This is a genomic window from Phycicoccus ginsengisoli, assembly GCF_054779295.1.
In genome coordinates this window covers 172,953-197,759 of record NZ_BAAGYN010000007.1, presented here as the reverse complement: position 1 = coordinate 197,759, position 24,807 = coordinate 172,953, and the positions used below count along the sequence as shown (strand labels likewise).

The following is a 24,807-nucleotide window of genomic DNA, read 5'->3' as shown; positions in this document are numbered from 1 at the left end:
TTACCCGGGCCCGGGCTCCCGGGCCATCGGTGCCCGGTCAGCCCAGCAGGCCCCGGTCGCGGGCCACGGCGACCGCCTCCCCACGGCCGGCGACGCCGAGCTTGGCCAGGATGTTGGAGACGTGGACGCTGGCCGTCTTGGTGCTGATGAACAGCTGCGTGCCGATCTGCCGGTTGCTGCGGCCGAGCGCCACGAGGGCCAGGATCTCCCGCTCGCGCGGGGTGAGCGCCTCGCCGTGCCGGTCCGCGGGACGGGAGGAGGCGGCGGCCCGCGCGCCGCCCGCAGCGCGGATCTCGGCCCGGAGCGGCTCCGCCCCGAGCTCGCGGGCCGTGCCCAGGGCAGCCTGGAGCACGGTGGACGCCTCGGGGTCGCCGACCGCCTGCAGCGCGGCGCCGAGCCGCACCTGCGACCGGGCCGTCTCGTACCGGTGCCCGTAGGCCGTGAACGCCTCGACCGCGCGGCGCCAGGCGGCGACGAGGGCCTCGCTCTCGACCTGCTCCCCGCCCAGCCAGCGCAGGCGCAGGGCCTCCGCCCGAGCGCGGGCGATCCACGCCTGGGCCTCCGGGCCGTGCTGGCCGGGCATCTCGGACACCCGTGACCACACCTGCTCGGCGTCGTCGGCGGCGGTGCGCCCCCGCGCGAGCAGCTCGGGGCGCTTGGCGGTGGGCGCGGCGGCGACGTGGCCGGCGAGCTGGCCCAGCAGGAGGGCGCTGAGCCGTGTCTGGGCCTGGAAGTGGCGGTGCCAGATGTCGGTGAGGACCTCGACTGCCTCATCGTGCACCGCGATGGTGGCGGCGAGGTCGCCGGAGTGGCCGTACAGGTCCACGGCGGCGCCGCCGGCGAACACGGCGACGAGGCCCTCCTCCTCCCACCACGGGCGGGTGGCTCGCACCGCGTCGGCGTCCGCGCGCTCACCGCGTGCAGCAGCGAGGAACAGGCGAGCGGCGGCGAGCAGCGCGCCGGCGGGTTGGGGCGGGTCCTCGCCCCGGGTGTCGAGCACGGCGTCCGCCTCGGCCCAGCGCCCCGCCTCGTAGGCCGCGACCCCGGCGAGCAGCCGGGCGTCGAACGCGTAGGGGGCCCAGGCGAGACCGGCCAGGCGCCCGGCCTCGGCACCCTGGCGGTAGACCTCCACGGCACGGTCCAGGCGGCCGACCCGGTGGTGCAGGGAGCCCAGGTGGTGCAGGGCCCGTACGAGGGCCGGGTCGCCGGCCGCTCCCCCCGTGGCGATGATCCGCTCGAGGGTGGCCTGGCTGGCGTCCGGGTCGCCCACCCGCTCCAGCACGCGTGCCTCGACGACCCGCACCTCGTCGGCGACCTCGGGCAGCCCCGCCGCGGTCGCCGCCTCGACCGCCTCGCGCGTGGCGGCCGCGGCCTCCTCGTCGCGGCCGCGGTCGACCAGCGCCTGGACCCGTGCGCCGAGGAGGCGGGCCCGGACCTGCGCGGCGCCCGGGTCGTCCGCGAGCCCGGCGGCGTCGAGCAGCCCGAGCCCCTCCTTGGTCGCGGCCAGCGTGTCGAGGGTGCTCTCGGTGAGCCGGGCGGTGGTCGCCAGCGCGGCGAGGAGCTCGGCCCGGCCGAGGGCGCCCGCCTCGGGGGTCCTGCGCGCGAGCCGCTCCTCGAGGAGCGCGAGCGCCTTGAGGGCGCGGCCCCGGGCGGTCGAGGCCGCCGAGGCCCGCAGCACGACGCGGTCGGCGTCGGGGTGCTGATCCGGCATGAGCGCGAGTGCACGCTGGTAGTGCCGCCAGGCCTCGTCCGGACCGCCGACCGACATCGCCGCGTCACCCGCGTTGATGCTGGCGGTGAGGGCGACCTCGCGGTCCCCGGCCACGGCGGCGTGGCGGGCGACGTCCGCCCAGGTGCCGAGCGACGGGTCGGACCCCAGCGCGGCGGCGTAGCGCTCATGGGCGCGCACGCGCTCCCCCGGCAGCAGGTCGTCGTAGACCGTCTCGGCGAGCAGGGCGTGCCGGAAGGCGTACCCGCCGGTCTCGGTCGGGACGAGCACGTGCTGCTCGACGGCGTCGCGCAGGCCCTGGTCGAGCTCGGCCTCGTCGAGCCCGGCCACGGCCGCCAGCAGCAGGTGGTGGACCTGACGCCCCGCGGCGGACGCCATCCGCACCACGTGCTGGCCGTGCGGCCCGAGCTGGTCGAAGCGGACCAGGAGCAGGCGGGAGAGGTCCTCGGCGACGCCCTGGTGCCCCAGCGAGCTGGCGGCCACGAGCTCCTCGACGAAGAAGGCGTTCCCCTCCGCGCGCTCGACCACGGCGCGCACCTGCCCGTCGGTCAACCGCTGCGGCGCGAGGCCGTGCACGAGCTCGCGGACGGCCGCCTCGGGCAGGGGCTCCAGCTCGAGGCGGTGCAGGTCACCCAGGCGGGACCAGTGGGCCAGGGTGGAGCGCAGCGGATGGCGCCGGTGCAGGTCGTCGCTGCGGTAGGACGCCACGACGGAGACGCGCCCGGAGAAGCCGCGGGTGAACAGCAGGGTCAGCAGGTCGCGGGAGGACTGGTCGGCCCAGTGGACGTCCTCGACCACGACGAGGACCGGGCGCTCGTGGGCGAGGTCCTCGAGCGCGGCGTGCACGGCCTCGACGAGCTCGGCCCGGTCGATGGCCTCCCGGCCCGGTCCGGGGGTCAGCTCGTCGGCCCGGCGCCGGCGGCTCGGGAACAGTCCGGCGAGGTGCGGGTGGGCCAGGAGCACGCGCTCGATGGCCTCGGGCTCGTGCACCTCGAGGCGGCCCAGCATCTCGCTGAACGGGAGGTACGGCAGGGCCTGGCCGGCCTCGCCGAGGCAGTGCCCCACGAGGACCGCCCACCCGGCGTCGCGGGCCCGGCCGGCGACCTCGGCCAGCAGCCGGGTCTTGCCGATCCCGGCGTCGCCGGAGAGCAGGACGAGGCCGGAGGCGTCGTCACGCGGGCCGAGCCCGACGAGGTCGGCGAGCCGCGCGGCATCCGCCTCGCGCCCGACGAACACTCCCCCGGCGGTACCGTCCAGTCCCACGCTCCCGATTATGTCGGGGCGGCCCGACACCGCGGGGGCGGTCGAGGCCACGCTCAGGCCGGGCGGGGGCTGGTGCGGGCCCGCCGGTGCCCGGTGCGCACGGTGCGCAGGGCCTCGCGGACGAGGCCCGCGTGGTGACGGCCCCCGGCGGCACGACCGGCGACGGTGCCGGCCAGCATGCGTTCGCGGCGGTAGGCCACCTCGGCCTGGACGAAGATCGGGTCTGCGATGGTGCTCATGGCTGCTGCTCCTTTGTCTGTTGCTTCCTGTGCTGATGGCTCCACGCTGCGCGCCTGAGGTGGGCGCCCACATGGGGCGGATGCCTTATCCCTGCGGCGGGGCGCACCCACCGGGGGCCTCACGTGCCGGCCCGGTGGGCGAGTGGCCCGCGAGCGGCTCAGGCCGGTCGAGGCGTGGGGCGCGCCGGCCCGCGGCCGGGGCGCCGCCGCCAGGGCAGGTGCCACTCCAGGGAGGGGCGACGCCGAGGCGTACGCCGGCGTGCGGCGTTGGCGCGCCCCAGTGACTCCTGCTTCCAGGCCAGCTCTGCGGCGACGGTGAGGGGATGGGCGGTGAGGTTCACGGCACTCTCCTGTGACTGGGCGCCGCCCACGGTGGGCGACGTCGGCAACGCTCCGCCCCTGAGGCCCCCCGCCACCCGGGGCAGATGCCCGATCCTGCGGCCACGGCCACCTCAGGTGTCGTCGGTCACGGTGCCCGCGCCCGAGGCGGGACCCCCACCGCGACCGACCTAGAATCGAGGGCGTGCCACCCGCCGTCTCCGTCTCCGCCGTCGCCAAGCGCTACGGCCCCGTCACCGCCCTCGACGGCGCCACCTGGACGGCCGGGTCCGGGCAGGTCACGGCGGTCCTGGGGCCCAACGGCGCCGGGAAGACGACGCTCGTCGAGTGCTGCGAGGGGCTGCGCCGTCCCGACAGCGGCGAGGTCCGCGTCCTCGGCCGCGACCCGTGGCACGCGTCCGCCGACCACCGCGCACGGGTCGGGGTGATGCTGCAGGACGGTGGCCTCCCCGCGTCGGCGCGCCCCGTGCGGCTCCTCGACCACCTGGCCCGGATGTATGCCGCCCCGGCGGCCGTGGACGACCTGGTCGAGCGGCTCGGCATCGGGGCCTTCGCCGGCACCTCGGTGCGGCGCCTCTCCGGCGGCCAGCGCCAGCGGGTCGCCCTCGCCGCCGCGCTCGTGGGCCGCCCCGAGGTCGCCTTCCTCGACGAGCCGAGCGCCGGCCTCGACCCGCACGCCCGCCTCGACGTCTGGGACCTCGTGCGGTCCGTCGCCGACGGCGGGGCGGCGGTCGTGCTGACGACGCACTCGTTCGAGGAGGCGGAGCGCCTCGCCGACCGCATCGTCATCGTCGCCGCGGGCCGGACGGTCGCGGAGGGCACGCCGGCCGAGGTGGCCGCCGGCGAGAGCCTCGAGCGCCGCTACTTCGCCCTGACCGGGAGGGCCGCCGCGTGACCGCCGCACCCACCCCTGCGCCCACGCCCGCGCTCACCGGCGGCAGCGACGCCGCCCCGGCGCTGCAGCGGGTCCTGGCCCAGGCCCGGTTCGAGGCCGGCAGCCTCCTGCGCAACGGCGAGCAGCTCCTCGTGGCGCTGGCCCTGCCGGTCGCGGTCCTCGTCGCGGTGGTGCACCTCACGGCGGTCTCGCTCGGGAGCGGGCCGCGGGTCGACCTCGCCGTCCCCGGGGTGCTCGCCCTGTGCGTCATCTCCTCGGCCTTCACCGGCCAGGCCATCGCCACCGGGTTCGACCGCCGCTACGGCGTGCTGCGGCTGCTCGGGGTGACCCCGCTCGGCCGCACCGGCCTGCTCGCGGCCAAGGCCGTGGCGGTGCTGGCCGTGGTCGCGCTGCAGGTCGTCGTCGTGGGTGGCGTGGGCCTGGCCCTGGGCTGGCACCCGGCACTCGCCGGCATACCGGCCGCGCTGCTCACCACGCTGCTCGGCACGTGGGCGTTCGCGGCGCTCGCCCTGCTGCTCGGCGGCACGGTGCGGGCCGAGGGCGTGCTCGCCCTCGCCAACCTGCTCTGGATCGCCTTCCTGGGGCTCGGCGGCGTCGTGGTCGCCGGCTCCGAGCTGCCAGGGAGGTATGCCGGGGTCGTGCGCCTGCTGCCGTCGGCGGCCCTCGGTGACGGCCTGCGTGCCGCCCTGGCCCACGGATCGGTGGACGCCGGCGCCTGGCTCGTCCTGCTCGTCTGGGCGGTGGCGGCCACGGCCCTGGCACGCCGGCTGTTCCGCTGGAGCGACTGAGCCGCCAGCGCCCGCCGGAAGGCCGTCACGGTCGCCAGCATCGCCAGACCGCCCCCGAGCCAGAACGGCTCGTAGAGGCCGAGCGACCACCGCACGCCGTCGGGGACGCCGTTCGCCCCACCGGCGAAGACGGCGGTCGAGGCCACGTGCCCCAGCATCACCAGGTGGGCCAGCGTCGCCGGCCACAGCAGCCACGACCGGGCCGCGAGCTTTCCCGGGCGCTGGTCGGGCCGGAGCAGCCACGACACGACCGCCCCGGCGAGGCAGAGCGGGATCGCCAGCAGGTCGATGACGAAGAGCGCGGTGCTGTCGAGCACCGACACCCAGCGCGGCAGCAGGGCCGTCCCCCCGAACCCCCAGTAGACGTGGACCGCCGCGAACAGCAGCATCCACCCGGCACTCGCCCGCCACGCGTTCCTCAGCATGTGACCAGTCAGCCAGCGGTGGGGCGCCGGCACCATGAGGTGGATCCCCCACCGGACCCCCAGCGGCCTCAGGGACAGCCCTGAGCCGTACCCTCGTGGGGTGGCCACAGCAGCACCCGCACCGCCCCGTCCGACCCCCGTGAGGACCTCCGGGTCACCGTGGCTGCCCCGCATCCTCCTGCTCAACCTCGTCGTCGAGGTCCTCATCGTCGTGACCGGCGGGCTGGTGCGCCTCACGGGCAGCGGCCTGGGGTGCCCGACCTGGCCGCAGTGCGTGCCCGGGTCGTACACCCCGGTCCCGCACCAGGCCGAGGGCTACCACCGCTACATCGAGTTCGGGAACCGCACCCTCACCAGCCTGGTCGGCGTGGTGGCCCTCCTGGCCGTCTACGCCGTGTGGCGGTGGAGCGGCCCCACCCGCACCCGCTGGTATGCGCTGGGCGAGCGTGGCGGCTCGCGGCGCGAGCTGCTGGTCCCCGCGGTGCTCGTCCTGGCCGGGGTCGTGGTCCAGGCGGTGCTGGGCGGGATCACGGTCCTCACCGGGCTGAGCCCGTTCACCGTCTCGCTCCACTTCCTCGTCTCCATGGTCCTGGTCGGGAGCGCGGCCTACGCCTGGGTCCGGGAGCCCACCCCACCGGGTCCCCGCCCCCTCACGGTGCACCCCCTCGTCGAGCGCCTCGGCTGGGTCACCTGCGGCGTCGGCGCGGTGGTGCTCGTGCTCGGCACCGTCGTCACCGGCAGCGGGCCGCACTCCGGCGACGCCGTGCACCCCGCGCGCTACGGCTTCGACCCGCGCTCGGTGTCGTGGCTGCACGCCGACGCGGTGATGCTGTTCGTCGGCCTCGTCCTGGCGGTCTGGCTGGCCGCCCGGCTCACGGGGACGGATGCCTCGTCGGCCCGGGCCTGGCTCGTCGTGCTCGGCGTGACGGCCCTGCAGGGCGTGGTCGGCTACGTGCAGTACTTCACCGGTCTGCCGTGGGGCGTGGTGCTCGCGCACATGCTCCTCGCCACCCTCCTCGTCGTGGCGCTGGTCCGGGCTATGGTCAGCCTGCGCGACCTCGGCGGAGCCGGCCAGACGGCGGGCTGACCCGGCCGGACGGGCGCTCGCCCAGTTACACAAGTGCTCTTGTGCGATATCTCTTGCACAACTAGTCTTGCGGACATGACCCCTTCCCAGACCCCGCGCAGCTCCCGCCCCGGCGTGCGCTCCGTCACCGATGCCAAGGCCCTGTCCGCCATGGCCAACCCGTTCCGGGCCCGGATGATGGACGCCCTCAAGGTCGACGGTCCGTCGACGGCCTCGCACCTGGCCCAGCGCACCGGCCAGGCGGTGGGCAGCGCGAGCCACCACCTCAAGGTCCTCGCCGAGGCCCGCCTGGTGGAGGAGGCCCCCGAGCTCGCCCGTGACCGGCGCGAGCGGTGGTGGCGGCTCGTCGACGCCGGGACGAGGTGGTCCCGCGCCGACTTCGCGGACGACACCGCGGCCGTGACCGCGGCCCACGCCGCCGAGGCGATGCACCTGCAGCGACAGTTCGAGCGCGTGCAGCAGTGGAACGCCCAGGCGCCCGACGTCCCCGAGTGGGACTCCGCGGCCTTCGCCACCCAGAACTGGCTGCGGCTGACCCCCGAGGAGCTCGGCCGGGTGGCCGAGGAGATCGTCGACGTGCTGATGCGCTGGGGCAACCGCGAGGTTCCCGACGACGGCGCCGAGCGCGAGCCCGTCCTGGTGTTCGCCCGAGGGTTCCCGGCCCAGCCGTGAGGACCCACCCCGCACCGGTTGCCGCCGCTCCCCCGCTGTCGCGCAACCGGGACTTCGGCCTGCTCTGGTTCGGCGAGGGCGTCAGCGTCCTCGGCAACGCCACGACCTCGGTCCTCCTGCCGCTGCTCGCCGTGGTGGGCTTCGACGCCGGGCCGGGCTGGATGGGGCTGCTCACCGCCGCGGCGTGGGCGCCGTGGCTCGTGGTCGGCCTGCCGGCCGGCGCGTGGGTCGACCGGCTCCCGGCCCGGCGGGTCATGGTCACCAGCGACCTCGTCGCCGCGCTGACCCTGGCCAGCGTCCCGGCGGCCTGGGCCCTGGACGTGCTGACCCTGCCGCACCTCGCAGCAGCTGCCTTCGCGAACGGCGTGTGCACCGTCTTCTTCCGCGCGGCCTACCCCGGCCTCGTGCGGCAGGTGGCGCCCCGCGAGCAGCAGGAGCAGGCCTTCGCCCGCCTCTTCGGCACCGAGTCGGCGATGCAGGTGGCCGGGCCCGGTCTCGGTGGCCTGCTCGCCCAGCTGCTCTCGGCGGCCTGGGGCCTGGCTGCCGACACGCTCAGCTTCCTCGTCTCCGCGGTCTGCCTGCTGCGGCTGCGGCTCGACCGCCCCGGCCCGGAGCAGCCCGCCCCGGTGCCGGCCGCCGAGACCGCCTCGCTGTGGGCGCGGATCCGCGAGGGCATCGACTATATCCGGCACGACCGGCTGCTCCGGTACTTCACCGTCGTCGGCGGCGTCAGCAACTTCGGCCTCACCGGGTACGGCGCCCTGCTCGTCCTCTTCCTCGTCCGCGAGGCCCACCTTGAGGAGGGTGCGGTGGGCGTCGTGATGGCCGTCGGGGCGGCCGGCGGCGTCGTGGGCGCGGCGGTCGCGACCCGGGTCTCACGAAGCCTCGGGTCGGCCCGCACGCTGCTGGCGCTGCAGCTGCTCGCCGGACCTCCTGCCCTCCTGGTCCCCCTGGCCGCCCCCGGACCGCGTCTCGCCGCGATGGTCCTCGGCATGCTGCTCGTCGGGATCGGCGTCGTCGCCGGCAACATCGTCCGCGGCGCGTGGCGCAACCGCTACGTCCCGGCCGAGATGGTGGCCCGGCAGGTGACGACCGCCCAGGTGGTCAACCTCGGGACGATGCCGGTCGCCGGGCTCGTCGCCGGTTGGCTCGGGTCCGCGGTCGGGCTGCGCGAGACCATCGCCCTGATGGCAGGGGTGCACGTGCTGGCGTGCCTGTCGATGTGGTGGAGCCCGCTGCGGGGCCTGCGCGAGCTGCCAGAGCCCGCCGCGAACCCGGCGGGCGAGGACCTCAGCGGCCGGTGACCGAGAGGTAGAGCAGCGGGTCCAGCGCGACGCCGAGGAACAGGATCGCGACGTAGCTGATCGAGAAGTGGAACAGCCGCATCGGCTTCAGGACGGTGGGCCCCGCACCCGCCTTGGCGGCGCGCAGCAGGCGGTACGCCTCGGCCAGGAAGAACCCTCCGGTCACCACCGCGGTCGCGAGGTAGAGCCAGCCCATCGGGTTGACCCACACCAGCGCCAGCGACGCGATGACCATCGCCCAGGAGTACGCGACGATCTGCCGGGCCACGACGACGAACCGCTCGACGACCGGGAGCATCGGCACGTGCGCCGCGGCGTAGTCGTCCTTGAACTTCATCGACAGCGGCCAGTAGTGCGGCGGCGTCCAGAAGAAGATGACGAGGAAGAGCATCACGGCCGACCACGAGACCGAGTTCGCCACGGCCGCCCAGCCGATGAGGACCGGCATGCAGCCGGCGGCCCCACCCCAGACGATGTTCTGCCGGGTCCGCCGCTTGAGCAGCATCGTGTAGCCCACGGCATACATGAGGATCGCGCCCAGGCTCAGGGCCGCGGACAGCACGTTGACGAAGGCGAGGAACCACGCCGTCGACGCGACGGTGAGGACCACGCCGAAGACCAGGCCCGCCCGCGGGCTCACCTCACCGGTGACCATCGGGCGGTTGCTCGTGCGGTGCATCTCCGCGTCGATGTCGCGGTCGTAGACGCAGTTGAACGTGTTGGCGGCGCCGGCACTCAGGGCGCCCCCGACGAGCGTCGCGACGATGAGCCACAGGGAGGGAACTCCCTTGTGGGCCAAGAACATCACCGGCACGGTCGTGACGAGCAGCAGCTCGATGATGCGGGGCTTCGTGAGGGCCAGGTAGGCCGCCGCCCTGCTGCGCCTCGCCGGCGCCGGGGTCGCGGGGACGCGGGCGGTCCCATCGAGTGCGGTCACGGCGTCCTTCGCAGGTGGAGCAGGTCTGTCTGGCCCGGCCAGTCTAGCCCCGCGCCCCCGGGCCCCGGCCCACGGGACTGGATGCGACGCAGGTCACGGCCGGGACTAGTCTCGGTGGCGTTGTCGTTGCCATCGGTGCAGCCGGCAGTGCACCCAGCGTGAGGAGACCTCTCAGTGCCCACAGCAGCCCGTTCGCCCCAGTCCCCGGCCACGGCCACCCGGAGCAAGTCGCTGAAGCGACCGGTCGCCCGGAAGGTGGGCTGGACGGACCTCGACGTCCGGGCCGTCGACACCGCGCGGGTCCTCGCGGCGGACGCCGTGCAGAAGGTCGGCAACGGCCACCCGGGCACCGCGATGAGCCTCGCCCCCGCGGCATACCTGCTGTACCAGAACGTGATGCGGCACGACCCGAGCGACCCGCACTGGCTCGGCCGCGACCGGTTCGTCCTGTCGGCGGGCCACTCCAGCCTCACCCAGTACATCCAGCTGTACCTCTCCGGCTACGGCCTCGAGCTCGACGACCTCAAGGCCCTGCGCACCTGGGGCTCGAAGACCCCCGGCCACCCCGAGGTCCACCACACCGACGGCGTCGAGATCACGACCGGGCCGCTCGGCTCCGGCCTGGCCTCCGCGGTCGGCATGGCCTTCGCCCAGCGCCGCCAGCGGGGTCTGTTCGACCCCGAGGCCAGGCCGGGCACGAGCCCGTTCGACCACCACATCTGGGTGATCGCCTCCGACGGCGACATCATGGAGGGCGTCACCCACGAAGCCTCCGCCCTCGCCGGCCACCAGGAGCTCGGCAACCTCACGGTCATCTACGACCAGAACACGATCTCGATCGAGGACAAGACTGAGATCTCCTTCTCCGAGGACGTCGCGGCCCGCTACGACGCGTACGGCTGGAACACCGTCACGATCGACTGGCGCGGTGACGGCTCCGCGGGCGGGTACGTGGAGAACGTGGACCAGCTGTACGGCGCGCTCGAGCGCAGCCGCACCTCGCGCCGGCCCACCCTCATCGTCCTGCGGACGATCATCGCGTGGCCGGCCCCGAACAAGCAGGACACCGGCAAGTCGCACGGCTCCGCCCTCGGCCCGGACGAGGTCGCGGCGACCAAGGAGCTGCTCGGCTTCGACCCCAAGAAGACCTTCGAGGTGCCCCGCTCGCTGCTGGCCCACACGCGCAGGGTGGGCAAGCGCGGCCAGGCCGCCCGCAAGCAGTGGGACAAGGGGTATGCCGCGTGGCGCAAGGCGAACCCCGAGCGCGCCACCCTGCTCGACCGGCTCGTCGCGCACGAGCTGCCCGCCGGCTTCGACAAGAAGCTGCCCGTGTGGGAGGCCGACGCCAAGGGCATCGCCACCCGTGCGGCGTCGGGCAAGGTGCTGGGCGCGCTGGCCGACGTCGTCCCGGAGCTGTGGGGCGGCTCGGCCGACCTCGCCGAGTCCAACAACACCACGATGGAGGGCCAGCCGTCCTTCATCCCCCGGGCCAAACAGACCCGCGAGTGGAGCGGCGACCCGTACGGGCGCACCCTGCACTTCGGCATCCGCGAGTTCGGGATGGGCTTGATCCTCAACGGGATCGCGCTCGAGGGGCTCACCCGCCCGTACGGCGGCACGTTCCTCGTGTTCTCCGACTACATGCGCCCGTCGGTGCGGCTCGCCGCCATCCAGCGCGCGCCCGTCACCTTCGTCTGGACGCACGACTCGATCGGCCTCGGCGAGGACGGCCCGACCCACCAGCCGATCGAGCACCTCGCGGCGCTGCGGGCGATCCCTGACTTCGACGTGGTCCGTCCCGCCGACGCCAACGAGACCGCGGCCGCCTGGGTCGCGATCCTGAAGAACCGTCGCCCGGCGGGCCTGGCACTCTCGCGCCAGCCGCTGCCCGTCGTCCCGCGCGGCGGTGCCGACGGTGCCGCGAAGGCCAGCAACGTCGCCAGGGGCGGCTACGTCCTGTACGACTCGAGCACCCCCACGCCGGACGTCATCCTCGTGGCCACCGGCTCGGAGGTGCAGCTCGCCGTCGCCGCCCGCGAGAAGCTGGAGAAGTCCGGCGTGGGCACGCGGGTGGTCTCCATGCCGTGCCGCGAGTGGTTCGACGAGCAGTCCGCGTCCTACCGCGAGAAGGTCCTGCCCGCCGCGGTCCGGGCGCGCGTGTCCGTCGAGGCCGGGGTGCCGCAGGGCTGGCGCGAGATCGTCGGCGACGCCGGCGAGATCGTCGCCATCGACCACTTCGGCGCCTCCGCCGACGCGGCGACCCTCTTCCGCGAGTTCGGGTTCACCCCGGAGACCGTGGTCGCCGCCGCCAAGAAGTCCCTCAAGACCGTCAAGGGAAAGTGATTCCGATGACCGAGAACGCAGCACTGAAGGCTCTCGCCGACAACGGCGTGTCCGTGTGGCTCGACGACCTCTCGCGGGACCGGATCGAGACCGGGAACCTGCAGGAGCTCATCGACACCAAGGGCATCGTCGGCGTGACGACCAACCCCTCGATCTTCCAGGCCGCCCTCGCCAAGGGCGACCGCTACGACGCCGACCTGCGCAAGCACGCGGCCGCCGGCGACACCGTCGACCAGGCCGTCTTCGGCCTCACCACGGACGACGTGCGCAACGCCGCCGACATCCTCCGGCCGGTGTTCGAGAAGACCCACGGCCGCGACGGCCGGGTCTCCATCGAGGTCGACCCGCGCCTGGCCCACGACACCGCCAAGACGGTCGAGCAGGCCAAGCAGCTGTGGACCACCGTCGACCGGCCCAACGTGCTCATCAAGATCCCCGCCACCGTCGAGGGGCTGCCGGCCATCTCGCAGGTGCTGGCCGAGGGCATCAGCGTCAACGTCACCCTGATCTTCTCGCTCGACCGGTACCGCGGCGTCATGAACGCGTTCCTCACCGGCCTGGAGCAGGCGCGCGAGGCCGGCAAGGACCTGTCGCAGATCCACTCCGTCGCCTCGTTCTTCGTCTCCCGGGTCGACACCGAGGTCGACAAGCGGCTCGACGCGCTCGGCACCGACGAGGCCAAGGCCCTCAAGGGCCAGGCCGGCGTGGCCAACGCGCGCCTGGCCTACCAGGCGTACGAGGAGGTGTTCTCCACCCCGCGCTGGAAGAACCTCTCCGACGACGGCGCCAACGCCCAGCGTCCGCTGTGGGCCTCCACCGGGGTGAAGAACCCCGACTACTCCGACACGCTCTACGTCACCGAGCTGGTCGCCCCCAACACGGTGAACACCATGCCGGAGAAGACGCTCGAGGCCGTCCTCGACCACGGCGACATCCGCGGTGACGCCGTCACCGGCGCCTACGCGCAGGCCGGCGAGCTGCTCGACCACCTCGAGTCCCTCGGGATCTCCTACACCGACGTCACCGACGTGCTGGAGAAGGAGGGCGTGGAGAAGTTCGAGGTCTCGTGGCAGGAGCTGCTCGACGAGGCCCAGCACGACCTCGACCTCGCGCGCGCCGACGTCGACGCCGAGGGCAAGGCGGAGGACAGCCAGGACCAGGACGTCCGCACGACCGCCCAGGGCGGCGCCGAGGGCGACAAGTGAGCGCACTCGGCGTCGTCGCCTCGGGCGCGGCCGCCGACGCGATCGCGGCCAAGGTCCCCGACCTCGTCGAGGCGCAGTTCGCCAGCCACCTGTTCGCCCAGGACGCCACCCTCTGGGGCCCCGACGCCGAGTCCGAGGCCGCGATCCGCCTCTCCTGGGTGAACCTGCCGCGCTCCTCGCGCCCGCTCGTCGGTGAGGTGGCCGCCCTGCGCGACCAGCTCCGGGGCGAGGGCGTCGACCGCGTGGTCCTCTGCGGGATGGGCGGCTCCTCGCTGGCCCCCGAGGTGATCTGCGCGACGGCCGGGGTCGACCTGGTCGTGCTCGACTCCTCGCAGCCCGACATGGTCCGCGACGCGGTCACCGACCTCGAGCGCACCGTCGTGGTGGTCTCGAGCAAGTCCGGCTCCACCGTCGAGACCGACTCCCAGCGCCGCGCCTTCCAGGCCGCGTTCGCGGACAAGGGCATCGACCCGACGACCCGGATCGTCGTGGTGACCGACCCGGGCAGCCCGCTGGACGAGCAGTCCCGCGCCGACGGCTACCGCGTCGTCAACGCCGACCCCAACGTCGGCGGCCGCTACTCCGCGCTCACCGCGTTCGGGCTGGTCCCCTCCGGCCTCGCCGGCGCGGACATCGAGGCGCTGCTCGACGACGCCGAGGCAGTCGCCGACGTCCTCAGCGCCGACGACGACGCCAACCCGGGCCTGCGCCTCGGCGCCGCGATCGCGGGCACCGACCCGCTGCGCGACAAGCTCGTCCTCGTCGACGCCGGCTCGGGCATCGTCGGCTTCGCCGACTGGGCCGAGCAGCTGATCGCCGAGTCCACCGGCAAGCAGGGCACCGGCATCCTGCCCGTGGTCGTCGGCGCGGAGGACGACCCCGAGGTGCGGCGGCCCGCCCCCGACGTCACCGTGGCCCGCCTCGTGGGCGACGACGACGACACCGACTCACCGGGCGAGCCGGTGCACGCCGACCACTCGACCGTCGAGGTCAGCGGCCCGCTCGGGGCCCAGCTGCTCCTCTGGGAGGTCGCGACGGCGGCAGCCGGGCGGCTGCTCGGCATCGACCCGTTCGACCAGCCCGACGTCGAGAGCGCCAAGAAGGCCGCGCGGACCCTGCTCGACCAGGGCATGGGCGCCGCCGACGCGCCGGCCGCCACCGACGGAGCCATCGAGATCCGCGCCCTCGGCGGGGACTGGCTCAGCGGCGCGAGCACCGTGCCGGACGCGCTCGCCGCCCTGTTCGGGCAGCTCGACGCCGACCGCGGCTACCTCGCCGTCATGGCCTACCTCGACCGCATCGCGGACGCCGACCTGGCCTCGGTGCGACCCGGGCTGGCCCGGCACACCGGCCGCCCCACCACCTTCGGGTGGGGGCCACGGTTCCTGCACTCCACCGGGCAGTTCCACAAGGGCGGGCCCGCCACCGGCGTGTACCTCCAGGTGACCACCGAGCCGCACGAGGACCTCGCGGTCCCCGGTCGCGAGTTCAGCTTCGGCGACTTCGTGGCGGCCCAGGCCGCCGGCGACGCCCAGGTTCTGGCCGAGCACGGCCGCCCCGTGCTGCGGCTGCACCTCACCGACCACGACGCCGGCCTGGCCCAGCTCACGTCGGTCCTGCGGGAGCTCAGCGGCGCCGAGGGCACCGCATGAGCCCCACCAGGGTGACGCAGGACCAGAACCCGCTGCGCGACCCGCGCGACAAGCGGCTCCCCCGGATCGCCGGGCCGAGCGGCCTCGTGCTCTTCGGGGTGACCGGCGACCTGGCGCGCAAGAAGCTCATGCCGGCCATCTACGACCTCGCCAACCGCGGCCTGCTGCCGCCGGGCTTCGCGCTCGTCGGCTTCGCCCGGCGCGACTGGGCCGACCAGGACTTCGGCAAGATCGTCTACGACGCGGTCAAGGAGCACGCCCGCACCCCGTTCCGGGAGAGCGTGTGGCGCAACCTCGCCGAGGGGTTCCGCTTCGTGCCGGGCACCTTCGACGACCCCAACTCCTTCGACCTGCTGTCCCACACAGTGAAGTCGCTGGAGGAGGAGCGCGGGACCGGCGGCAACCTCGCGTTCTACCTGTCGATCCCGCCGTCGTCGTTCTCCGTGGTGTGCGAGCAGCTCGAGCGCTCGGGCCTGAGCCGTCCCGAGGGCGACTCGTGGCGGCGGGTCGTCATCGAGAAGCCGTTCGGCCACGACCTCGAGAGCGCGCGGGAGCTCAACTCCATCGTGGAGAGCGTGTTCCCGCCCGACTCGGTCTTCCGGATCGACCACTACCTGGGCAAGGAGACGGTGCAGAACCTGCTGGCCCTGCGCTTCGCCAACCAGATGTTCGAGCCGGTCTGGAACGCCAACTTCGTCGACCACGTGCAGATCACCATGGCCGAGGACATCGGCATCGGTGGCCGCGCGGGCTACTACGACGGCATCGGCGCCGCGCGCGACGTCATCCAGAACCACCTGCTCCAGCTGCTCGCGCTCACCGCGATGGAGGAGCCGGTGTCGTTCCAGGCCGACCACCTGCGCGCCGAGAAGGAGAAGGTCCTCTCCGCCGTCCGGCTGCCCGAGGACCTCGGGAAGGCCACGGCCCGGGGGCAGTACGCCGCCGGGTGGCAGGGCGGCGAGCAGGTCATCGGCTACCTCGACGAGGACGGCGTCGCGGCGACCTCGCGCACCGAGACGTATGCCGCGATGAAGCTCGAGATCGACTCGCGCCGCTGGGCGGGGGTCCCGTTCTACCTGCGGACCGGCAAGCGGCTCGGCAAGCGCGTCACCGAGATCGCGGTCGTCTTCAAGAAGGCGCCGCACCTGCCGTTCGAGCACACCGCCACCGAGGAGCTCGGCCAGAACGCCATCGTCATCCGGGTCCAGCCCGACGAGGGCATCACCATGCGGTTCGGCGCCAAGGTGCCGGGCGCGCAGATGGAGGTCCGCGACGTCACGATGGACTTCGGGTACGGCCGCTCGTTCACCGAGTCCAGCCCCGAGGCGTACGAGCGGCTCATCCTCGACGTGCTGCTCGGCGACCCGCCCCTGTTCCCCCGCCACGAGGAGGTCGAGCTGTCCTGGCAGATCCTCGACCCGGTGGAGCGCTACTGGGCCAAGCAGAAGGGCCGCGTCGAGCCGTACGCGGCCGGCGGCTGGGGCCCCGAGAGTGCCGACGAGATGATGCGCCGTGACGGCCGCGTCTGGAGGATGCCTTGACCACCCCATTCAGTTCACCCACGCAGAGCGTGGGACCCTCCCCGCTGCGCTCCTCCGATACTGAACGGGGACCCCGGTGATCGTCGACCTGCCCAGCACCACGACGGTGGCGATCAGCAAGAAGCTGGTCGCCCTGCGCCAGGACACCGGGGCGATGGCCCTCGGCCGCGTCCTCACGCTGCTCATCGTCGTGGACGAGAAGGATGCCGAGGAGGCCATCGAGGCCGCCAACGACGCGAGCCGGCAGCACCCCTGCCGCATCATCGCCGTGGTCCTGGGCAACCGGCGCGGCCAGTCCCGCATCGACGCCCAGATCCGGGTCGGCGGCGACGCCGGCGCCAGCGAGGTCGTCGTGCTCCGGCTCTACGGCGCGCTGACCCAGCACGGCCGCAGCGTGGTCATCCCGCTCCTGCTGCCCGACTCCCCCGTCGTGGCCTGGTGGCCCAAGGACGCCCCGACCGACGTCGCCGCCGACCCCATCGGCGAGATGGCGCAGCGCCGGATCACCGACGCCGCCGAGTCGAAGAACCCGCGGGCCACGCTGAAGAACCGCGCGAGGACCTACACCAAGGGCGACACCGACCTGGCCTGGACCCGGATCACCCTGTGGCGCGGGCTGCTCGCCGCGGCGCTCGACCAGGCGCCGTTCGAGCCGGTGCTCGAGGCGACGGTGACGGGTGGCTCGGACTCGCCCTCCACCGACCTGCTCGCCGCCTGGCTGGCGCAGACGCTGCGCTGCCCCGTGCAGCGGGCCAGGACCCGTGCGGGCACCGGCCTGGTGAGCGTGCGCCTGGACCGGCGCAGCGGCGCCGTGGACCTCGTCCGCCCCGACGGGGTCATCGCGACGCTGAGCCAGCCCGGGCAGCCGGTGCGCCGGATCTCCCTCGCGCGTCGGGGGACGGCCGAGTGCCTCGCCGACGAGCTGCGGCGGCTCGACCCCGACGAGATCTACGAGGAGACGATCAGCAAGGGCCTGGCGCGGGTCGGGACCAAGTCGGTCACGGCGAGCGAGGCGGTCCGCGAGGGCGAGGCGCCCTCGGTCAAGGAGGCCGAGCGCGAGTCCCGCAGGATCGCCCGCGCCAACTCGCACGCGGGCAGCGCGCAGATGGTCAGTGCTTCCCCGCCGGCGGAGCGGGCGGACGACACCGCCGTGCGCGACGCCGCCGCCCGCAAGCTCGCGTCCACGCGCGAGGGCGGTGACGGCGCGACCACCCCGGCGACCACGAAGGCGGCTGGCACGAAGGCGGCGGCCACCAAGGTGGCCGGTGCCAAGGTGGCCGGTGCCAAGGCGAAGGCCGCGGCCGCGCGCACGAAGGCGGCGACCACCCAGGCGAAGACCACCAGCAGGAGCAAGGCCGAGGAGGCTGCGTCATGACCGGGACCCGCGTCGTCGTCCACCCGTCCCAGCAGGCGTTGGCCGACGCCGCCGCGGCCCGGCTGGTCACGGCCCTCGTCGACGTCCAGTCCCGTGGGCGGGTGCCCCAGGTGTCGCTGACCGGCGGCTCGATGGGCTCGGCGATCATCGCCTCGCTCGCGGCCCTCCCGGCGCGTGACGCCGTCGACTGGTCGTCCGTGTCCATCTGGTGGGGCGACGAGCGCTACCTGCCCTCCGGCGACCCGGACCGCAACGACACCCAGAACGACGAGGCGGGCCTCAGCGGGCTCGGGCTGGACCCCGAGCGCGTCCACCGCGTCCCGGGGCCGGACGCCTCCGAGTCGGCGGAGCAGAGCGCCGAGGAGTATGCCGCCACCGTGCGCGCGACGGGGGCCGGCGAGTTCGACGTGATGATCCTGGGGGTGGGACCCGACGGTCACGTCGCGTCGCTGTTCCCCGGCCACCCGGCCCAGCAGACCACCGGGGTCATCGCAGTCGCCGTCCACGGCTCCCCCAAGCCCCCGCCGGACCGGGTCTCCCTGACGTTCGAGTGCCTCAACCGTTCCGAGCGGGTGTGGTTCCTCGTCGCGGGCACGGACAAGGCCGAGGCCGTGCGCAACGGCGTGGAGGGCGCGGGACCGGACCGGTCCTCGGCCGCGCAGGTGCACGGGTCCACCGAGACGCTGTGGCTCGTGGACGTGGACGCCGCGTCCGCGCTCGAGTCCCGACGCAGCAGCTGACGGGGCCGGGCGCCTCCTCCCGGTCGACGGTCGCGGCGGCTGGTCAGGTCCCCGCGAGTGGCTCGGCGTCCGCGACACCGAGCTCCACCGCGAGCCGCCGCAGGTAGCCGGCGAACCCGCCCTCGGCCACCCGTCCCGTGCCTCGCGCGGACGTCCGCACGCGGGTCGTGTCCGTGGCGACGCAGCGCCGGCCTGCAGCACGCAGGGCCGCGACGAGGTGCACGTCCTCGTCCACGCCCAGTGACGGGAAGCCGCCCGCCGCCGCGTAGGCGTCGCCCCTGACCCCCAGGTTCGCGCCGTGCACGTGCGGGTGGCCCTCGCCCAGGGTGTGGCGCGCCCACCAGCGGGATCGCAGCTCACCCGGCAGGCCGGCCGGCTCCACCGTGCCGAGGACGAGCTCCGCCCCGGCCTCCGCCAGCTCGACCTGGCGTCGGAGCCAGTGGCGGGGCACGGTGGTGTCCGCGTCGGTACAGGCGAGCCACGTGTGCCGCAGGAGAGCGGCCGGCGTCCCCTGGAGCACCGCGGCCGCGCCGGCAGCGCGGACCGCCCCCACGACGCCCGCGTCGGACGACAGGGCACGCACCCCCCGACGCGCCGCGACGACGGCGGCGGTGCCGTCGGTGCACCGGTCGAGCACCACCAGCACGGTCACGTGGGTGTCCGGGCGCCAGGCCTGCAGCTCGGCGCGTGCCAAGTCGATGCTGTCGAGGCAGGCCGGCAGCAGCTCCTCCTCGTCGCGGGCGGGGACGACGACGGCGACCGTCCCGACCCGCCCCGTCGGGGCCGGGGCCGTCCCGAGGCGCTCGGCGGCGCCCGTGCTCACGCCCTGCCCTCCCGGCGCGCCGGCGTGGGCGTGCCGGGCGCTCCGAGCAGCTCCACGAGGAAGTCCTGCTCCTCGTGCCGGACGAGCACCTCGAGCCCGGCGACGGCGCGCACCGCTGCGTGCACGTCCTCGCCGTCGAGCGGCCACCCCTCCACCGGGTACCGCCAGTCGCAGAGCAGGACCGTGCCGCCGGGAGCCAGGGACGAGGGGATCCGCTCGACGACCCCCGAGAGCTCCTCGGGGGTCCAGAAGTAGCCGACCTCGGACAGGACGACCAGGTCGAACCGGCCTTCGGGCCAGTCGCGCGGCACCCTGGCCCGGCGCAGCTCGACCCGGTCGCCCCGGGGGCCCAGCCGTTTCGCGGCCCTGCGCAACGCCTCGGTGCTGACGTCCAGCGCGAGCACCGACTCGGCCCGCGCGGCCAGCTCGGCGGTGAGCACGCCCGTCGAGCACCCGACCTCCAGGACCCGCCCGAGCCGTTCGGTGAGCGGGGCGGCGAGGGTGGCCGCCCGCTTGCGCCGCTCGTACCACGACGTGTCGACGTCCCAGGGGTCCTCGCTGTCCCCGAACATGCCGTCGAAGACGGCGTCCCGGGGGTCCGCACCGTCCCGGTCGTCGTCCACGTGCCCCTCCCCGCTGCCCCCGGACGCGGCGCGGGTGGCGTCCGGGGCCGCTGCGGCGACCCCCGCTTGCACGTAGGTCTCGAAGGGGCGGTCGAAGTGCGCGAGCACGTGCGGTCCGAGCAGCGCCTCGTCACCGGGCAGGTCGGACAGCGCCCTGGTCTGGGAGGCGTGCAGGGCGAGGGCACTGCGCTTCGCCACCACCTGCCGGGGCTCGAGGTCGACGGCCAGGAGCTGGTCCCAGGGCGCGGAGAGCGGGTGGCCCCAGTGCCAGAGCCACACCGGGTACTCCAGCAGCCGGGCCCCCGCCGCCGCCACCACCCGCGCGGCCACGCGGCCCGCGGCCTCGTGGTCGGCGTGCCCGTCGCGGCGCCACGGAGCCAGGACCAGCGTCGCGGGTCCGGTGACGCGCACGGCCAGGGCTGCCGCCAGGGCCGCCTCGCGCGAGGCGAGCCGGCCGTCCGGCAGGTGGAGCAGGTCGAGCTGCGCGTCCGGCGCCACGTCCCGCACCGCGTGACGGACCTCGTCCTCGCGACGGGCCGCCAGCTGGGCCGGCGTGTGGGTCGTCGAGTCGGGGTGGGAGGCCTCCCCCATGGTCGCCACGACGACCTCCACCGGCACCCCTGCCGCGCCCGCGGCGGCCACCAGGCCGGCGCAGCCCAGCGTCTCGTCGTCGGGGTGGGCGGCGACGACGACGAGGCGGTCGACGCCCTCGAGCAGCCCTGCGGGTCGGGTCCGCCGGACCCACGCCCACGGAAGGGCCGCCACCCACTGCGACTCGTGCGTCCCGGGGTCACGGTGGTCGAACGCCGGAGCCTCGGCCTCGCCTCGGGCCTGCGTCCTCATCGGGCCGGCCCGTCCTCACCGAGCAGCAGCCCGCCGAGGACCGCCTGGTCGCGTTCGGCGTGGTGCTGCCGCACGTACACCTGCAGGTCGGCGACCCGGGCGGCGTGCGCCGCGTCCGCCGTGAGCGGCCCCGGGCCGAGCGCGTGGGCCCCGTGGGCCAGGACCTGCTCCACCGCGTCCACGACGACGCCCCGCACCCGCGCGGCGAGCAGCGCTCCGGTCGCACCGGTGGCCGCACCGGAGTCGACCGACCGGGCCGCCTCGTGCAGGACCGCACGGGCTGCGTGCAGCGCGGTGTCGACCGCGCCGAGGTGCATGAGCGCCACCTGGTCTGGCGGCCGGCTGCGGCCGGCCGCGAGCAGGGTCCGGGCCAGCCCGACCCCGCCTCCGTACCAGCAGGCCGCCACGCCGATCCCGCCCCAGGCGAAGCCGGGACGCGTCAGGTACCAGTCGTCCGGCCCCACGGGCGTCGCCGGCACCGACTCGAACCGCAGCGCCAGGCTGGGCACGTCGCGCAGGCCACGGGCCACCCAGCTCCCGCCGGCGCCGGACACTCCGGGGTCCCGCAGGTCGACCGCGAACGCGCGCCTGGACCCCGGTGCGGTGTGGGCCGTCACGACCGCGTGGCTCAGGCGGTCCGCCAGCGAGCACCACGGCTTCACGCCGTCGAGCCGCCAGCCGCCGTCGTCGCTGCCGGTCGCCTCGAGCCGCACCCCGGGCCCCTCGGCGGCGAACACCCCCCACGTCGAACCGTCCCGGGGCGCGGCCGGGGCCACGCCGGCCTGCCCGAGGATGGCCAGGGCGTCGAGGTGCGGCTCGACCACCCGGGCGGTGGTGAGGTCCAGCGCGCCGAGGCTGGCCAGGGCCGACCACAGCCGGTCCGTGCGCCCCTCCCCCGGTCCGGGCAGCACGGCACCGAGGCGACGCGCGAGCCCGAGCGAGGCCTCGACATCACCCGCCGCCGACGCCGCGGTGGCGAGCAGCTCGCCCTCCTTGGCTCCTGCGCCGTTCCCGTGACCGCCGTCGGGCTCGAGCCGGACCGGTGTCACCGCCGGCTCGCGCGGGGGGACGGGGGCGGCGGGCGCGGGCGGGTCGGTCGCGGAAGGCACCACCCCACCCCATCACGCCCGGGACGAACCCGCAGGTGAGCAGGGGTGCACGGGGTGCACGCACGACGGCGCCCCGGGACGCGGGTCCCGGGGCGCCGTCGGTGCAGCGGCCTGCCGCTACTGGATGAGCTTGCGGTCGCGCAGCGTGGCCAGGGCCTCCTCGAGGATGGCCTTGCCGTCGGCGTCGGAGCGCCGCTCCTTCACGTACGCGAGGTGGGTCTTGTAGGGCTCGACCTTCGGCGGGGCCGGCGGGTTGGCCTCGTCCTGGCCGGCCGGGAAGCCGCAGCGCGGGCAGTCCCAGGTCTCGGGGACCGCCAGCCCGGGCTCCTCGGCGAAGCTGGGCCGGGTCTGGTGGCCGTTCGCGCACCAGTACGAGACGAAGACGCGGGGAGCGGCCTCGCCGCGCTCGGCCTCGCCCATCGGGCCAGCACCGACACGGCTGCCGCGGATTGCGTTGCCACCTGCCATGGGTCGAGTCGTCCTTCCGGGATCAGCTGGAGAAGCGTTCGATGAGACCGAGGCCCACGATGCACGCGAACCACACGAGGCCAACGGCGATCGTGAAGCGGTCGAGGTTGCGCTCGGCCACCGACGAGGAGCCCAGCGAGGTGGACATGCCGCCGCCGAACATGTCCGACAGGCCGCCGCCCTTGCCCTTGTGCAGCAGGATCAGCAGGGTCAGGAACAGACCACCGAGAACCAGCAGGACCTGCAGGCCGATGCGCACGGCTTCCACGGAGCACCCATCTTCGAGTCGACGTCGTCATGCGCTGCCCGTTTCGGCAGCAGCGGTCAGGATACCTGCTCGCGGGTCACGCAGTCGCCAGGTGGTCCCGGTAGCGGCAGATCGAAGCGAACTCGGCCGGGTCCGTCGACGCCCCTCCCACGAGGGCTCCGTCGACGTCCTCCTGCGCCATGATCGCCGCGACGTTGCCGGCCTTGACCGAGCCGCCGTAGAGGATCCGCACGCCGTCGGCGAGGTCGCCGGAGTAGAGCTCGGCCAGCTTGGTCCGGATGGCCGCGCAGACCTCCTGCGCGTCCTGCGGGGTGGCCACCTCACCGGTGCCGATCGCCCAGACCGGCTCGTATGCCACGACCACCGTCCGCGCGTGCTCCGCCGGCACCCCGTCCAGCCCGGCCTCGAGCTGGGCGAGCACGTGGTCGACGTGCTCCCCCGGCTGGCGCACCTCGAGCGGCTCGCCGACGCAGAAGATGGGCGTGAGCCCGTGCCGGAAGGCGGCCTTGACCTTCGCGGCCACGACCTCGTCCGTCTCGTGGTGGTACTGGCGCCGCTCGCAGTGCCCGACGACGACGTAGGTGCACCCGAGCTTGGCCAGGAACGCGCCCGACACCTCGCCGGTGTAGGCCCCGCTGTCGTGCTGGGAGAGGTCCTGCGCTCCGTGGCGCAGCTCGAGCCGGTCGCCGTCGATGAGCGTCTGGACCGAGCGGATGTCGGTGAACGGCGGCAGCACCGCCACCTCGACGGCACCGAAGTCGTGCTTGCCGTCGCGCAGGGTCCAGTCCAGCTTCTGCACGAGGTGCGTGGCCTGGAGGTGGTCGAGGTTCATCTTCCAGTTGCCCGCCATGAGCGGCGTGCGACCGGTGGTCGTCTTCGCGGCCATCAGCCGGCGTCCTCCTGCGTATCCTGCTCGTCCAGGACGGTCAGCCCCGGGAGCTCCTTGCCCTCGAGGTACTCCAGGCTCGCCCCGCCACCGGTGGAGATGTGGCCGAACTGGTCGTCGGTGAAGCCGAGCCGGCGCACGGCGGCGGCGGAGTCGCCACCGCCCACGACGGTCAGCGCGCCCTCCTCGGTGAGCTCGACGAGGGCCTTGGCGACGGCAGCCGTCCCCGCGGCATACGGCTCCATCTCGAACGCGCCCATCGGGCCGTTCCAGAAGACGGTGCGGCAGCCCTCGAGCTTCTCGGCGAACAGCACGCCGGACTCGGGCCCGATGTCCAGGCCCATCCGGTCGGCCGGGATGGCCCCGGCCGGGACGACCTCGTGGTCGGCGTCGGCCGAGAACGCGGTGGCGGCCACGATGTCGACGGGCAGCACGATCTCGACGCCGCGCTCCTTCGCCCGGTCGAGGTAGCCCCTGACGGTCTCGACCTGGTCGGCCTCGAGCAGCGAGGTGCCGACCTCGTAGTCCTGGGCCTTCAGGAAGGTGAAGACCATGCCGCCCCCGATGAGCAGCCGGTCTGCCGTCTGCAGCAGGTTGTCGATGACGCCGAGCTTGTCGGACACCTTCGCGCCGCCTAGCACCACGGCATACGGCCGCTCGGGGTCCCCGGTGAGCCGGCGCAGCACGCCGACCTCGGTCTCGACCAGGCCGCCGACGGCCGCCGGCAGGAGGCGGGCGACGTCGTAGACGGACGCCTGCTTGCGGTGCACCACCCCGAAGCCGTCGGAGACGTAGGCGTCGGCGAGGCCGGCCAGGGCCTGGGCGAACTCGGCCCGCTCCTCGTCGGTCTTGGCCGTCTCGCCGGGGTTGAAGCGGAGGTTCTCCAGGAGCACGACGTCGCCGTCCTGCGCGGCGTCGACCGCGGCCCGGGCGCTCTCCCCCACCGTGTCGGTCGCGAACGCGACGTCGCGACCGAGCAGCTCGCCGAGGCGCGCCGCCACCGGGCGCAGCGAGTACCGCTCCTCGGGGGCCCCCTTGGGCCGGCCGAGGTGGGCGCACACGACGACGCGCGCGCCCGCCTCGGACAGGGCCGTGATGGTGGGCACCGAGGCGCGGATCCGTCCGTCGTCGGTGATCGTGGTCCCGTCGAGGGGGACGTTGAGGTCGGACCGGACGAGCACGCGCTTGCCGCGCAGGTCGCCCAGGTCGGCGATGGCACGCATCAGGACCAGCTCCGTATCGGTGGGGTCACC

22 protein-coding genes are annotated in these 24,807 nt (G+C 74.6%); 11 read left to right on the top strand and 11 right to left on the bottom strand.

Going from position 1 to position 24,807, the window contains the following annotated elements; genetic code table 11:
• Positions 1–37: 37 nt before the first annotated feature.
• The 3 genes from ACYVDO_RS13750 to ACYVDO_RS13740 all read right to left on the bottom strand — a co-directional run bounded on the left by ACYVDO_RS13750 (position 38) and on the right by ACYVDO_RS13740 (position 3,572).
• The gene (locus tag ACYVDO_RS13750) at positions 38–2,992 is read right to left on the bottom strand and encodes a helix-turn-helix transcriptional regulator (protein WP_460936784.1); all 2,955 of its coding nucleotides are present in this window, start codon (positions 2,990–2,992) and stop codon (positions 38–40) included.
• Positions 2,993–3,045: 53 nt separating this feature from the next.
• Positions 3,046–3,231 carry a hypothetical protein gene (locus tag ACYVDO_RS13745; RefSeq protein ID WP_460936782.1) on the bottom strand — a complete coding sequence of 62 codons (186 nt, stop codon included), beginning with the start codon at positions 3,229–3,231 and terminating at the stop codon, positions 3,046–3,048.
• A gap of 158 nt (positions 3,232–3,389) precedes the next feature.
• Entirely contained in the window at positions 3,390–3,572 is a 183-nt protein-coding gene (locus tag ACYVDO_RS13740) for a hypothetical protein (RefSeq protein ID WP_460936781.1), read from the bottom strand.
• Positions 3,573–3,754: 182 nt separating this feature from the next.
• On the opposite strand from ACYVDO_RS13740, the gene ACYVDO_RS13735 reads away from it, so the two are divergent.
• From ACYVDO_RS13735 to ACYVDO_RS13715, 5 genes are all read left to right on the top strand, one after another.
• Positions 3,755–4,465: an ABC transporter ATP-binding protein gene (locus tag ACYVDO_RS13735; RefSeq protein WP_460936779.1), complete on the top strand. Its 711-nt coding sequence runs from the start codon at positions 3,755–3,757 to the stop codon at positions 4,463–4,465.
• The gene (locus ACYVDO_RS13730) at positions 4,462–5,253 is read left to right on the top strand and encodes an ABC transporter permease (protein WP_460936777.1); all 792 of its coding nucleotides are present in this window, start codon (positions 4,462–4,464) and stop codon (positions 5,251–5,253) included. Before ACYVDO_RS13735 ends, ACYVDO_RS13730 begins: the two co-directional genes overlap by 4 nt.
• A 525-nt stretch (positions 5,254–5,778) precedes the next feature.
• Positions 5,779–6,765, top strand: a complete 987-nt coding sequence (locus ACYVDO_RS13725) for a COX15/CtaA family protein (protein WP_460936775.1) — start codon at positions 5,779–5,781, stop codon at positions 6,763–6,765.
• Positions 6,766–6,840: 75 nt separating this feature from the next.
• A complete protein-coding gene (locus ACYVDO_RS13720) occupies positions 6,841–7,437 on the top strand; it encodes an ArsR/SmtB family transcription factor (protein ID WP_460936773.1) in 597 nt (198 codons plus the stop codon).
• Entirely contained in the window at positions 7,434–8,741 is a 1,308-nt protein-coding gene (locus tag ACYVDO_RS13715) for an MFS transporter (RefSeq protein ID WP_460936771.1), read from the top strand. Before ACYVDO_RS13720 ends, ACYVDO_RS13715 begins: the two co-directional genes overlap by 4 nt.
• Here ACYVDO_RS13715 and ACYVDO_RS13710 read toward each other — a convergent pair.
• Entirely contained in the window at positions 8,728–9,678 is a 951-nt protein-coding gene (locus ACYVDO_RS13710; protein WP_460936769.1) for a heme o synthase, read from the bottom strand. The two genes, ACYVDO_RS13715 and ACYVDO_RS13710, sit on opposite strands and share 14 nt — an antisense overlap.
• Before the next feature lie 174 nt (positions 9,679–9,852).
• On the opposite strand from ACYVDO_RS13710, the gene tkt reads away from it, so the two are divergent.
• From tkt to pgl, 6 genes are all read left to right on the top strand, one after another.
• Positions 9,853–12,021 carry a transketolase gene (tkt, locus tag ACYVDO_RS13705; RefSeq protein ID WP_460936767.1) on the top strand — a complete coding sequence of 723 codons (2,169 nt, stop codon included), beginning with the start codon at positions 9,853–9,855 and terminating at the stop codon, positions 12,019–12,021.
• A gap of 5 nt (positions 12,022–12,026) precedes the next feature.
• Positions 12,027–13,226: a transaldolase gene (tal, locus tag ACYVDO_RS13700; protein ID WP_460936766.1), complete on the top strand. Its 1,200-nt coding sequence runs from the start codon at positions 12,027–12,029 to the stop codon at positions 13,224–13,226.
• Entirely contained in the window at positions 13,223–14,878 is a 1,656-nt protein-coding gene (locus ACYVDO_RS13695; protein WP_460936764.1) for a glucose-6-phosphate isomerase, read from the top strand. The genes tal and ACYVDO_RS13695 overlap by 4 nt, the downstream gene beginning before the upstream one ends.
• Positions 14,875–16,419: a glucose-6-phosphate dehydrogenase gene (zwf, locus tag ACYVDO_RS13690; RefSeq protein WP_460936762.1), complete on the top strand. Its 1,545-nt coding sequence runs from the start codon at positions 14,875–14,877 to the stop codon at positions 16,417–16,419. The genes ACYVDO_RS13695 and zwf overlap by 4 nt, the downstream gene beginning before the upstream one ends.
• 76 nt (positions 16,420–16,495) lie before the next feature.
• On the top strand, positions 16,496–17,794 hold the full coding sequence (opcA, locus tag ACYVDO_RS13685) for a glucose-6-phosphate dehydrogenase assembly protein OpcA (protein ID WP_460936761.1): 1,299 nt from the start codon (positions 16,496–16,498) through the stop codon (positions 17,792–17,794).
• Positions 17,791–18,534 (top strand): 6-phosphogluconolactonase, encoded by a 744-nt coding sequence (gene pgl, locus ACYVDO_RS13680; RefSeq protein ID WP_460936759.1) that lies wholly within the window; start codon positions 17,791–17,793, stop codon positions 18,532–18,534. The genes opcA and pgl overlap by 4 nt, the downstream gene beginning before the upstream one ends.
• Before the next feature lie 43 nt (positions 18,535–18,577).
• On the opposite strand, the gene ACYVDO_RS13675 is transcribed toward pgl, so the two are convergent.
• From ACYVDO_RS13675 to ACYVDO_RS13645, 7 genes are all read right to left on the bottom strand, one after another.
• Complete coding sequence (locus tag ACYVDO_RS13675) at positions 18,578–19,357, bottom strand: glycosyltransferase family 2 protein (RefSeq protein ID WP_460936758.1); 780 nt, start codon at positions 19,355–19,357, stop codon at positions 18,578–18,580.
• Complete coding sequence (locus ACYVDO_RS13670; RefSeq protein ID WP_460936756.1) at positions 19,354–20,823, bottom strand: PIG-L family deacetylase; 1,470 nt, start codon at positions 20,821–20,823, stop codon at positions 19,354–19,356. The genes ACYVDO_RS13675 and ACYVDO_RS13670 overlap by 4 nt, the downstream gene beginning before the upstream one ends.
• Positions 20,820–21,932 carry an acyl-CoA dehydrogenase gene (locus ACYVDO_RS13665; protein WP_460936754.1) on the bottom strand — a complete coding sequence of 371 codons (1,113 nt, stop codon included), beginning with the start codon at positions 21,930–21,932 and terminating at the stop codon, positions 20,820–20,822. Before ACYVDO_RS13665 ends, ACYVDO_RS13670 begins: the two co-directional genes overlap by 4 nt.
• Before the next feature lie 117 nt (positions 21,933–22,049).
• Positions 22,050–22,400: an RNA polymerase-binding protein RbpA gene (locus ACYVDO_RS13660; protein ID WP_316009085.1), complete on the bottom strand. Its 351-nt coding sequence runs from the start codon at positions 22,398–22,400 to the stop codon at positions 22,050–22,052.
• A gap of 22 nt (positions 22,401–22,422) precedes the next feature.
• Complete coding sequence (gene secG, locus ACYVDO_RS13655) at positions 22,423–22,668, bottom strand: preprotein translocase subunit SecG (RefSeq protein WP_460936751.1); 246 nt, start codon at positions 22,666–22,668, stop codon at positions 22,423–22,425.
• 76 nt (positions 22,669–22,744) lie between these two features.
• Positions 22,745–23,554, bottom strand: a complete 810-nt coding sequence (gene tpiA / locus ACYVDO_RS13650) for a triose-phosphate isomerase (RefSeq protein ID WP_460936749.1) — start codon at positions 23,552–23,554, stop codon at positions 22,745–22,747.
• On the bottom strand, positions 23,554–24,777 hold the full coding sequence (locus tag ACYVDO_RS13645) for a phosphoglycerate kinase (RefSeq protein ID WP_460936747.1): 1,224 nt from the start codon (positions 24,775–24,777) through the stop codon (positions 23,554–23,556). Before ACYVDO_RS13645 ends, tpiA begins: the two co-directional genes overlap by 1 nt.
• Between the last annotated feature and the right edge of the window lie 30 nt (positions 24,778–24,807).

Coding starts and splice junctions, on each gene's coding strand:
- ACYVDO_RS13745 (WP_460936782.1), bottom strand. CDS start 3,231: ATGAGCACCATCGCAGACCCGATCTTCGTCCAGGCCGAGGTGGCCTAC.
- ACYVDO_RS13720 (WP_460936773.1), top strand. CDS start 6,841: ATGACCCCTTCCCAGACCCCGCGCAGCTCCCGCCCCGGCGTGCGCTCC.
- tal (WP_460936766.1), top strand. CDS start 12,027: ATGACCGAGAACGCAGCACTGAAGGCTCTCGCCGACAACGGCGTGTCC.
- zwf (WP_460936762.1), top strand. CDS start 14,875: ATGAGCCCCACCAGGGTGACGCAGGACCAGAACCCGCTGCGCGACCCG.
- pgl (WP_460936759.1), top strand. CDS start 17,791: ATGACCGGGACCCGCGTCGTCGTCCACCCGTCCCAGCAGGCGTTGGCC.
- ACYVDO_RS13670 (WP_460936756.1), bottom strand. CDS start 20,823: ATGAGGACGCAGGCCCGAGGCGAGGCCGAGGCTCCGGCGTTCGACCAC.
- ACYVDO_RS13660 (WP_316009085.1), bottom strand. CDS start 22,400: ATGGCAGGTGGCAACGCAATCCGCGGCAGCCGTGTCGGTGCTGGCCCG.
- tpiA (WP_460936749.1), bottom strand. CDS start 23,554: ATGGCCGCGAAGACGACCACCGGTCGCACGCCGCTCATGGCGGGCAAC.
- ACYVDO_RS13645 (WP_460936747.1), bottom strand. CDS start 24,777: ATGCGTGCCATCGCCGACCTGGGCGACCTGCGCGGCAAGCGCGTGCTC.